The 11038-nt window shown below is 38.2% G+C and carries 9 protein-coding genes (1 of these 9 only partly in view); 1 reads left to right on the plus strand and 8 read right to left on the minus strand.

Going from position 1 to position 11038, the window contains the following annotated elements; genetic code table 11:
* Positions 1-65 precede the first annotated feature (65 nt).
* From AC0VXV_RS02115 to AC0VXV_RS02145, 7 genes are all read right to left on the minus strand, one after another.
* A complete protein-coding gene (locus tag AC0VXV_RS02115; protein WP_079523789.1) occupies positions 66-263 on the minus strand; it encodes a YwbE family protein in 198 nt (65 codons plus the stop codon).
* Between the two features lie 70 nt (positions 264-333).
* Positions 334-1251: a dipeptidase gene (locus tag AC0VXV_RS02120; protein ID WP_475530147.1), complete on the minus strand. Its 918-nt coding sequence runs from the start codon at positions 1249-1251 to the stop codon at positions 334-336.
* Positions 1252-1323: 72 nt separating this feature from the next.
* A complete protein-coding gene (locus tag AC0VXV_RS02125; protein WP_475530148.1) occupies positions 1324-3027 on the minus strand; it encodes an ABC transporter ATP-binding protein in 1704 nt (567 codons plus the stop codon).
* A gap of 195 nt (positions 3028-3222) precedes the next feature.
* Complete coding sequence (locus AC0VXV_RS02130) at positions 3223-4596, minus strand: GntP family permease (protein WP_475530149.1); 1374 nt, start codon at positions 4594-4596, stop codon at positions 3223-3225.
* A gap of 74 nt (positions 4597-4670) precedes the next feature.
* On the minus strand, positions 4671-5684 hold the full coding sequence (gene pdxA / locus AC0VXV_RS02135) for a 4-hydroxythreonine-4-phosphate dehydrogenase PdxA (protein ID WP_475530150.1): 1014 nt from the start codon (positions 5682-5684) through the stop codon (positions 4671-4673).
* A gap of 12 nt (positions 5685-5696) precedes the next feature.
* Positions 5697-6983, minus strand: coding sequence for a four-carbon acid sugar kinase family protein (locus AC0VXV_RS02140; protein ID WP_475530151.1), 1287 nt, complete (start codon positions 6981-6983; stop codon positions 5697-5699).
* A gap of 15 nt (positions 6984-6998) precedes the next feature.
* Positions 6999-7751: a DeoR/GlpR family DNA-binding transcription regulator gene (locus AC0VXV_RS02145; protein WP_475530152.1), complete on the minus strand. Its 753-nt coding sequence runs from the start codon at positions 7749-7751 to the stop codon at positions 6999-7001.
* Positions 7752-8020: 269 nt separating this feature from the next.
* Here AC0VXV_RS02145 and AC0VXV_RS02150 point away from each other — a divergent pair, with 269 nt between their 5' ends.
* Positions 8021-8935 carry an HNH endonuclease gene (locus AC0VXV_RS02150; RefSeq protein WP_475530153.1) on the plus strand — a complete coding sequence of 305 codons (915 nt, stop codon included), beginning with the start codon at positions 8021-8023 and terminating at the stop codon, positions 8933-8935.
* Positions 8936-8979: 44 nt separating this feature from the next.
* Here AC0VXV_RS02150 and AC0VXV_RS02155 read toward each other — a convergent pair whose 3' ends face one another.
* A protein-coding gene (locus tag AC0VXV_RS02155) for a DEAD/DEAH box helicase (protein WP_475530154.1) crosses the window boundary here: on the minus strand, positions 8980-11038 show its 3' portion. The gene runs 812 nt beyond the window's last position; only the last 2059 of its 2871 coding nucleotides appear in the window; the start codon falls outside the window, past its right edge; the stop codon is at positions 8980-8982.

Consider the following 11038-nt stretch of genomic DNA (forward strand, 5'->3'; position numbering starts at 1 on the left):
TTGAGAAAAAAATAAAAGTACTCCACCGTCTAGAATATAGGTGTGGAGTACTTTTGCTTTAACACTTATTTCGGATAAGTCTGACACACACGTCCAATTTGTCCATCAGCCAACCGCACTTTAATGCCGTGTGGGTGGGAGCTGCTGTTTGTCAGTAAGTCCTTTACGATTCCGCGTGTTGTTTTGCCTGTACGCTGGTCTTGTTTCAGTACGATATCAACTTCCAATCCTGGATAAACATCGCTTCGGTTTTTGCCGTTCATAGTAAAACGTCCTCTCATTCATAAGTTTCTCTAGTATAGCATGAAACCAAAGTGGACCCGACATTACAGCCTATTTCGGCAAATGCTTCAAGAAATTCGCAGATGCAAACCCGCGCACGTCCTGTTCACTGTAATGCTTTAACAGCTCATTAACTAAGTTTTGATGCATTCCAGAATGTTCAAGATGGGGAATCTTCACATCGATTCCATCGAAATCAGATCCAACCCCAATCAAATGCTTACCGCCAAGTGAGCAAATATAGTCAATATGACGAATCAAGTCCGTCATGCTCGCTTTATTTGTGCCGTTTATAAATTCAGGATAGTACACAACATGAATCGGTGCATTTTTTTCAATCATCGCTTTTATTTGTGCATCATTCAAATTGCGTTCATGATTGCAAACAGCCATGGCATTTGAATGAGAAGCAATTACATAATCGGCATGCTCGATGACATCCCAAAAGCTTCGTTCATGCAGGTGGGTGACATCGGTGAACAGCCGGTGCTTATTATTCAGCTGGATGATTTCCTTGCCAAACGGTGTAACGCCAATCTGTGATATACTATGTAAACCGTCTGCAGCTTCGTTAGAATAATTCCATGTAAGCCCGATCGACAATACGCCAAGCTCATGGAATTGATGCCAAAAATCAATATCGCCCCCCAAAAAATCGACGCCTTCAATCGTTAAAAAAGCGCCGGTTTGTCCCGCCTGAAGCTTCTCAAAATCCGTCCACTTCTTTATATGCACAACTTGTTCACTTAGCACTTCCTGTTGGAAATGTGCAATTTGTTTGAAGGCAGCAGCCCGTTTTTCCTCCAATGTTAACGTTGGATACACATAAATCGCAAACGCCTGTGCCATCACATTTCCTGCACGAAGTTTATCTGCATTTACATCAAGCAGACCATCGTTAAACCGGTGGCCGTCCTGCTGCATGCGCCATAATGCATCACAATGTAGATCAATTACTGGAATACTCATCAAAAAAACCCCTCCATTTTAGTGAAAAAAGGTGAATGACCGCAATCATCCACCTCATCTTAATTTTAATGTTTATGCATGATGCAGCCCTGCAAAAATACCGCCTTTTGCGACAAGCTCTTCATATGTGCCTTGCTCTTCTATACCATTTGGTGTAACAACGAAAATATAGTCCGCATCGCGAATTGTTGCTAAACGGTGTGCAATGATCAAGGTCGTACGGTTTTTCGCCAAATCATTCAACGACTGCTGGATAATCCGCTCAGTCGCCGTATCTAAGGCAGATGTTGCCTCATCCAATATTAAAATTGGCGGGTTTTTCAGGAACATACGCGCAATCGCAAGACGCTGCTTTTGACCGCCCGATAATTTCAGACCCCGTTCACCGATTTCCGTTTCGAACCCATCCGGTAAATTCTCGATAAATTCCAGCAAGTTTGCCTGCTCGGCTGCTGCTTTAATGTCCTCGAAGCTTGCGCCTAATTTACCATATTCGATATTTTCACGAATAGTACCTGTAAATAAAAATACATCCTGCTGTACTGTTCCGATTTGTTTACGGAGCGACTGCTGTGTTAAATCGCGGATATCGTGCCCGTCAATTGTAATCACACCGCCAGTAATATCGTAAAAGCGGGGGATGAGCGCACTGATCGTCGTTTTCCCGGAACCGGATGGACCAACAAAGGCTACCGTTTTTCCTGCGTCTACTTTAAATGATAGATTGTTCAGTACTTGCTTGCTGTCCGCATATTTGAAGTCAACGTTTTTAAACTCGATATCTCCATTTAAATGATCAACATCAATCGCATTTGGACGGTCGACAATCGTTGGTTCCTGATCAATTAGATCGCAGAAACGTTTAAAGCCTGCCATTCCTTTTGGATACATTTCAAGCAATGCACTGATTTTATCGATTGGTCTAATTAATACATTCGTAAATAAAATAAAACTCGCGAACTCCCCGGCTGAAAGGTCGTCGTTAAATGAAAGCCATGCCCCAACGACAAGAACAAGTAATGTCAGTAAACGAGTTAAAATATAAATGCTTGAATGTGTGCCTGCCATTACTTTGTATGCGTAAATTTTCGCTTTACGGAACAGGGCATTCTGGTCTTTGAAGCGGTTCGTTTCGAATTCTTCATTTGTAAATGATTTCACGACGCGAATACCCGAGAAGCTGTCTTCCACACGGCCATTGACGTTCGCGATTTCAGTGTACATAACGCTCCAGCCTTTTTTCATTCGTCTATTGCTCCAATACATCACCGCAATTAAAAACGGAACAAAAATCAGGATAATTGTCGCAAGGGTCGCGTTAATATTAAACATAATCGTAAACGCCCCGATAAATGTCATCATTGCGATGAACAAATCTTCCGGACCATGGTGCGCAAACTCTCCGATATCGAATAAGTCATTCGTTATACGGCTCATTAAATGACCTGTTTTCATATTATCGAAAAACGTATAAGGCTGGCGCTGTACATGATTGAACAGCTGCTGGCGCATATCGGTTTCGATATTGACCCCAAGCTTATGCCCCAAATAGTTCACTACAAAGTTCATTGCTGTACTTAAAATATACGTCAGTAAAAGAAGCGCACTGATTTTTGTAATCATGCCCCAATCGTTCGTCGGGAGCAGATCATCGATAAACCATTGCACAGCCATCGGGAACAGCAATTCCAAAACGGCCACAAATACCGCACACGAGAAGTCGATGATGAACAATCGCTTATGCGGCTTATAATACGTAAAAAATCTTGCTAGCATTTCTAGTCCTTTCTGTTAAACAACTCAAAACTGAGTGCAACCGGTTGTAATAGATAGTGAAAATGATTCTTAATAGGATTATAACATTTTTTAGGAGCTTTTCGAGGGGCGAAATTTTATTATGTATAGGGTATAAATAAAAAAGGGGCTGTTCGAAAGTATTGCCTTTCTGAACAGCCCCAATCAATCATTTAATTAAATAATGACATTAGCGATTAATAATGTAATTAACCCTACGAACCAACAAATTGTTGTAGGTACAGACCAAACGAGAATCTGTTCTTTCACTTCTTTAATGCCTAACATACGGTTAACAACCCAGAACAAACTATCATTAAAGTAAGAGAAAATAAGGGCACCCATTGCAGCAGCTTGAGCAGCCAAGGCCATATTTACATCTAACGATACTAAAATAGGTGCTGAAATGGATGCAGCGGTAATCATGGCTACTGTACCACTACCTTGAATCAATCGGACAATTGTAGCAATTAGAAACGGAATTAATACAGCAGGAAGTGGTAAATCGGCAATTTTAGTTGCAATGAAGTCACCGGCACCGCTTTCACGTAAAACGAAACCAAATGCACCACCAGCACCTGTAACAAGTAAAATAACACCTGCTGTTTGAATACCTTCTTCCATGCGTTCAAGCGTTTCTAGACGATTTAATTTGCTCGTTAATAAGTAAATGGCAGCAATTAACCCAATAGATACGGCGATAATCGGTTTACCTAAGAAAATTAAGTAACTATAAAAACCGTCTGTTAATTCTAGTGCTTCTAGGGTCGTATTTAAGAAAATTAAAATTATAGGTATTAAAATGGGCATAAATGACCGAGTTAAAGAAGGTAATTCTTTTGAACGCTCATCTGCTAATGCGACAAATTCATTATAGGCCATCTTTGCATCTGGTCGAATAAACCCGGAATCAGAATCATCTAGAATTTGATAGATTTTCTTACCTAACCATTTAGCATAAAGTACACCTGCAATTAACATTGGAATACCGAATAGTATACCTAATCCAATCATAATACCAATATCAACCCCGAAAATTCCCGCAACACCGAGCGGACCAGGAGTCGGTGGAACTAATGAATGGGTAATTACGAGACCGACAGCTAATGATACACCTAATGCAACAACAGATTTCCCTGTTTTTCTTGAAAGCGCTTTAACTAGAGGGCTTAAAATAACGAATGCCGAATCTACGAAAATAGGAATAGAAACGATAAAGCCGGCAACCGCTAATGCCCATTCTTCTTTCTTTTTACCGACAAATTTAATCAACGAATAGGCTAGCGTTTCGGCCGCACCTGAAACTTCCAATAGACGACCCATCATAACACCTAAACCGATTACAATACCGATTGAAGCTAATGTACTACCAAACCCAGCTGTAATTGTATCTGCTACCGTTGCAGGAGCCATTCCCCCGATAAGACCTGCAATAGACGCAGCAATTAACAAAGCTAAAAATACATGAATCTTTGTTTTCAATACTAATAATATTAAGATAATTACACCTAGCAATAATCCAGCAATAAGCTGTGTGCCTGAAACATCCATCCGAATAACCCCTTTATTGTATTGTTTAAAGATGGATTCTAATAGCCAATTATGGCTACCAGAATCCAATGATATTACATGTTATAGCTGGTGAAATTTGGTGCATACTGTGCTGCCAGCTTAATCGCTTCTTCTAAACTAATACTTTCAGCAATATTTTTACCAGCGATATCGAAAGCTGTGCCGTGATCGACAGAAGTTCTTAAAAATGGAAGGCCATTTGTAATAGAAATTGTTCTATGGAAGTCCGTCATCTTCGCAGCGATATGTCCTTGATCGTGATATAACGAAAGCACTGCGTCATACTTTCCATTTAAAGCCTGGAAGAATACAGAGTCAGCAGGAACTGGTCCTACTGCATTAATACCGGCTTCAACAGCCATCTCAATACCCGGTTTAATTTCTTCTACTTCTTCCATCCCGAATAGTCCGCCTTCACCGCTATGTGGGTTTAAGCCCGCTACAGCGAAACGTCTATTTTCTACTCCTAAACGTTGTAATGCTTTATCACAGCGGATTAAATAGTCAGAAACACGTTCTTTTGTCATTTGTCCAATCGCATCCTTTAGTGATAAGTGACGCGTTAAGAAGAAAATTCGCATGCCGCGTACTTCAAACATTGTTAACGGGTCATTTGAACCTGCAAGATCTTCAAGCATTTCCGTATGTCCGATATATGGTACTTCTGCAGCTTTTAAAGATTCTTTATTAATCGGCGTTGTTGCTAAAGCATCTACTTGACCGGCTAAAGCAAGCTCAACGGATTTTTTAATATACTCGAAGGCACCTTGACCGCCTTGTACAGATACTTCACCATATTCAAGCTTATCGATATCGATATTGTTTAAGTTGATAACATCGATTGTACCTAGCTCATATTTTCCATCTTCCGGAGAAGTGATTTCGTTAATTGTTACGTCTGCATTTACGATGTAAATCGCACGCTCGATCACTTGTGAATCTCCTATAATTAGAGGTTTACTTACATCGTAAATTTCTTTTTTTGTTAATGATTTCACCGTGATTTCTGGGCCTATGCCAGCCGGGTCACCCATTGGAATTGCGATAATTGGTTTTTCTGTTGTCATAATAAGTTCCTCCTAACAATGATTTGTTAAAAATTTTATACTTTTATATAAGGCATCTTTTTCGCCAGCCATACCGCCTTTTGTAATAATTGGGAGGCCATCTAGCTCGCCACCCATTAATTTACCGTACGCAACTAAAGGGAGTACCTCTTCTTCCAATTTGATTCCTTCTGCATTACTAATTGTGCAAATGGACGAAGTAATATCGCCTCCAGAAGAAAAACAGCCACCAACACTATAATTTGTACTTTGTAAAACTTTCATCGTGATCATACCGATACCTGCTGCAATGCGTTTTGCTAAATGTTCTTCTGTTGTTTCGAATTCAGTGGCAATTGTAGTTAAATTTAATTGGTCCTGATGGGGTGAGTTTGTCGTCATCACTAAAACATCATGTGTATCTAAAAACTGAACTGCTTCTTGTGATATAGCTTCAATTTCAGCATCCCATTTCTCATCTAAATGCGTTAAACGATTTGCATCAATGTAATACGGGTAGGCATCTGTTTTCTCAAGTAAATATTGAATCTGTTTGAAGGCAGTGGGTGTAATACTGCCGATGGAAGCGACTATTTTTTTGTTTTGCGACTGTTGATTTAAGATGGCTTTTGAATATTTTGCCGTTAAAGGACCTGGATCAACAGGAATTAACGTATAATCGTTAACCTTCAACATTGCTGCAGTAATGCAATCAATATCATCATCTGTCACAGCGTCAAGGACAATGATGCGATTGCCATTTAAAATTTCTTTGTTAATTGAATCTATCAGTTGTTGTACTTCTAGCAGTACCGTTTCTAAACCGATATGAACAACAGGAAACTTACTTTGCTTTTGAATGATATGTGGTACAAAGGATTGCTTTAAAGGATTAACTGGGTCTTTTGCGACATCAGTTGTCTGTAGTGGAACACCGTTTACTAATAAATACCCTCCAGAGGTGATACGCCCTGATTCAGGGAATGAAGCAACGACAATTGCAATAGATTTCTCTCCCAAAGCCTCTAAGATGGTATCGACCTCATACCCGATATTGCCGCGGACCGTACTGTCAATCCGCTTACAAATTAAATCGGCTTCCCAGTTTTGGAAATTTTGCAGGGCTGCTTGAACACGCGCTTTAGCTAAATCCGGTTGAACATATCGGCTATCTGTATCTACACATACAGCATTGAAAGCCCCTAAAGTAGGAGGGGTTTGAAATGATGTTAATGTAGTGGCTGAAAATCCTTGTTTCGATAATTTAACGCCTGTTGCATTTGCGCCGGTTAAATCATCTGCAATAATTCCAATTTTCATAGGTAGCTCCTTTCATTAAGAAATGATTGTTAATTTTTCACAGAGTTGAGCATGAAGATCTTCCTCTAAGTAATCAGTAATAAGTCCACCATTAATATCTCTAAAGTCACAAACTTTGACAGTAGACTTTTCATTCGCCTTACTTGAATCTGCTACTAGGTACGTCGTTTCAGCTGCTGCAATCATTAACCTTTTAATCGCTGCTTTTTCGAAAGTAGGTGCCATAATTCCCGCTTCCGGATGGAAGGCATGGGCCCCTAAAAAACAAATATCTACATGAATAGATTTTAATAAGCTTTCTGTTAAGGAACCGAAAATTGCGCCCACACTATTTTGAAGCTCGCCACCTGTAATAATGACTTTTACTTCGCTGTTAATAAGCACCGAAGCAATATATACATCATTCGTGATAACGGTTACATTTTTCTTATCACTAAGCAGTTTTGCGATTTCAATTGTTGTCGTTCCCGAATCTAATAAAATGGTTGAGTTATCTTGAACGAGTGATGCAGCTATTTGGGCAATCAGCTGCTTCTGCGCATTATTTTTACTCTCTTTAATTAAAAAAGAAGTTTCATTTACTAATGGCTTATTTAATACAGCCCCGCCATGTGTGCGAATGACTTTATCTTTTTCTTCTAAATAACTTAAATCACGCCGGATTGTCATCGTTGAAACTTGTAATTCTTGAGCAATATGATCGATATCAATTTTTTCGTGTTCATTTAAATGCTCTAAAATTAGAGCTCTTCTTTCTTTAGGTAACATATTCGCCTCCTAAATTGTTCGTTTTTAACATTGTTTAGTTATTATAATGTTAAATTCGAACAATAAAGTCAAGAGTTTTTTGAAAAATCATGTAATTTATAAACATTTGAATTATTAAAAAGAGTTGATAGGACTTGTTTAGGTGAGGAAATAATAAATTGGAGTTTTTACTCGAAATTTAATGAGAAGTAACTTCAAAGTGCAATAAATTCCTTATCAATTTGAAAAAATGGTACACTAAAAGAAAGCAAAGAAGCGAAGGTGTACGAATGAATTTTTATATAGTTATGCAAGGGCGTACATACGATGAGGCGAAAGAAAAGCAGGTCGTATGGTGCTCAATTTTAGATAATAGTGGACAAATACCACATTCTTGGGAGCGGATGAAGGAAGTTAAGAAGGGTGATGCAATTTTTCACTGTGTCAAAGGGGAAATCGTCGCAATCAGTACCGCTCAGGAAGATTGTGGGGAAGGTGTAAATCCTTTTAATCAATCAGGTGAAGTGGGGCACCAATTCTCCGCAATCTACGAGGAACTCCACTATCCGATTTCGATAAAAGAACATTTTGACGAAATCCAGCCACTGCTTCCAGTCAAGTATTCACCATTCCAACATAATGGAGACGGCAACCAAGGCTTTTTATATCCATGTAATGAAATGCTTGCAATTAAGCTTCTTGAGCTTATGAGTGATGCAAATATTTATGAGGAAAATGAAGAGCAGCTGGAATTTGCTATGGGTCTCATTGCGCATAAAGAACGCAATACGTTGGCGCCTGTATTAATTGAAACAGAAGCGGAAGCAAAGGTGAAAATCCGTAAAGGTCAGCAAAAATTTAGAAAGCAACTGATGCCGCTATGGGACAATCAATGTGCGTTATGCGGCATCTCGTTACCTGGATTATTACGCGCAAGTCATTCAAAACCATGGAAAGATGCAACAAATGATGAACGACTTGATCCATACAACGGTATTCTACTTTGTCATAACCATGATACGTTATATGACCAAGGCTATATCGCATTTGATGGAACGGGGAAAATCCATATTTCCTCTGAAATTGATCAGATGGATTATGTGAAGTACGGAATTCATGAAAAAATGCGTGTGGCAAGAGTGGAAGAGAATAAGAAGTATTTTAAGTGGCATAAGCGGGAGATATTTAGAGGTAAAGATCAATAGAAAAGCAAGATGTAATCCAAACTTGGGTTACACCTTGCTTTATTTTATTCCTCTACCAGATAGTGGTAGATGTCGTATTGGATTGGTTGTTCCAGCATCATTTCCATTGTAACAACGGGATAATGTTTTCCTTTATCTAAAATTCTTTCTGGCTTTGCAGAGCTTGGGTTTACAGTACAGCGACCAAGATAATAAAAATCTTTACCCTCACCATTGTCTTTTTTTACAAACAGATAAACGTTTGTCCCATTTTCAACAGAGTTAATAAGAATTTGCATTTCCTTTGATTTATCGATATATCGATTCTTTGTTGAACACCATTTAAATGTATCTTCTGATAAAAATTCATCCATATAATTTGTTTCAAGATCATTTTTATCATTTTTATGATAATTTACGAAAATAGGGAAGTCGCCATTTTTCGGTCGACCACCATTTAATGTACCTTCCTCGTTCTTTTCCCAGTCTAGTAAGCGGCATACTTCACGGCGAGAATATTTTTCATATAGTTTAAATGGTTCGTGATTATTGAATTGTTCGTTTTTCGTAAAGGCACATTTAAGTAAATCAACGAAGTACTGTTTAAAGTTTTCATCTCGAAGTGAAAGTTGCAATTCTTCATTATACATATAGCGTGAATTCGATTTAATAACTAAAGGTTTATTTCCGAATTTTTTATTCTCAGCTTCTACAAAAAAGCTTAAAGAAAAAACATTTTCGATGCCTTCAATTGTACCTTTATGAATATAAGCATTTCGAGCTTGCAATGCTGAAAGATAGTTTTGTTCTGAAATAGATTCTTCTTCTAAAAGAAGTTGCAACATTAAAATTTCATGTATTCTCTTACCTGATAAAAAGTCCTTACCAATGAATGATAGGACGGATTTTTCGTAATCGGTAATTGAAGGGATATCTTCTTTCATCTTCATTAAAAAGTCATAATAGGTAGGAGTGCTGTTAATAATGACTTCGGGATCTAAAGAATCTTGTTCAATAAAATCTTTAAGCATTGGAATACGTCCAATTCGATTTTTAAGCTCAGAATAGCTATCTCTTAACATTTTTAATGTCGATAAATTCGCGTTATTTATTGCATCAAAAATTTGCTTCTTCGCAATCTCTTCAAAGTTAATTGTTGAAACCCCTTGAATGTAATCTGTATTAACCGTGTTACGACGAACATTATCTTTGTTCATCGACTTATCACCAGATAGGGCAATCGGAATTAAATAGTTATTTTTATAGTTGCCGATAAAATCAATGATCGTTACATATTCCTTCACATTATGTTTCCGTAATCCTCGACCAAGCTGCTGAATGAAAATGATGCTAGATTGTGTTTGGCGAAGCATTACAATTTGGTTAATGAAAGGAATATCAATACCTTCGTTAAAAATATCTACCGTCAAAATATATTCCAACTCACCATTTTCTAATTTAGCAATCGCTTCTTCACGTTCTTCTTGAGAGTGATCACCAGTCAATGCAGTCGTTTTATATCCGCGCGTATTCAGTAAGTTGGATAGAGTACGAGCTTCTTCCTTCGTACTGCAAAACATTAATCCACGAACGTGATCTCCAGAAAATCCGTAATACGAAATTTTTTCGATAATATGGTCGATACGTTCGCGATGAACTAACTTTTGTAAGTCTGCTGTTTCATCGATGAGTTCACCATCAAGCTCATAGTCCGTCACACCGAAATAGTGGAAGGGGCAGAGCATGTCTTCTTCTAATGCTGCTTGAAGGCGAATTTCATAGGCCACATTATAATCAAATAGTTCATAGATATTGAAGTTGTCTGTACGTTCTGGTGTTGCCGTCATCCCTAATAAAAATTGAGGTTCAAAATAATTCATAATTTTTAAATACGATTCCGCACCTGCTCGGTGAACTTCATCAATTAAAATATAGTCAAAATGATCTTTAGCAAACTGCTGTAAATAAGGGTCACGTGAAATAGTTTGAACTGTTGCAAATAAATACCGTGCATTTAAATCTTTTGTGTTACCTGATAAAATTCCGTAATCTTGTGGATCACCTAGTAAAATATTGCGGAAATCTTGCATCGCCTTTTTCAAAATTTGTTCACGGTGCACGATA

Source organism: Solibacillus sp. iso_87, assembly GCF_056173085.1.

Excerpts from the sequence above, each read along its gene's own strand:
- AC0VXV_RS02115 (WP_079523789.1), bottom strand. The coding sequence starts at position 263 with ATGAACGGCAAAAACCGAAGCGATGTTTATCCAGGATTGGAAGTTGAT.
- AC0VXV_RS02120 (WP_475530147.1), bottom strand. The coding sequence starts at position 1,251 with ATGAGTATTCCAGTAATTGATCTACATTGTGATGCATTATGGCGCATG.
- AC0VXV_RS02125 (WP_475530148.1), bottom strand. The coding sequence starts at position 3,027 with ATGCTAGCAAGATTTTTTACGTATTATAAGCCGCATAAGCGATTGTTC.
- AC0VXV_RS02130 (WP_475530149.1), bottom strand. The coding sequence starts at position 4,596 with ATGGATGTTTCAGGCACACAGCTTATTGCTGGATTATTGCTAGGTGTA.
- pdxA (WP_475530150.1), bottom strand. The coding sequence starts at position 5,684 with ATGACAACAGAAAAACCAATTATCGCAATTCCAATGGGTGACCCGGCT.
- AC0VXV_RS02140 (WP_475530151.1), bottom strand. The coding sequence starts at position 6,983 with ATGAAAATTGGAATTATTGCAGATGATTTAACCGGCGCAAATGCAACA.
- AC0VXV_RS02145 (WP_475530152.1), bottom strand. The coding sequence starts at position 7,751 with ATGTTACCTAAAGAAAGAAGAGCTCTAATTTTAGAGCATTTAAATGAA.
- AC0VXV_RS02150 (WP_475530153.1), top strand. The coding sequence starts at position 8,021 with ATGAATTTTTATATAGTTATGCAAGGGCGTACATACGATGAGGCGAAA.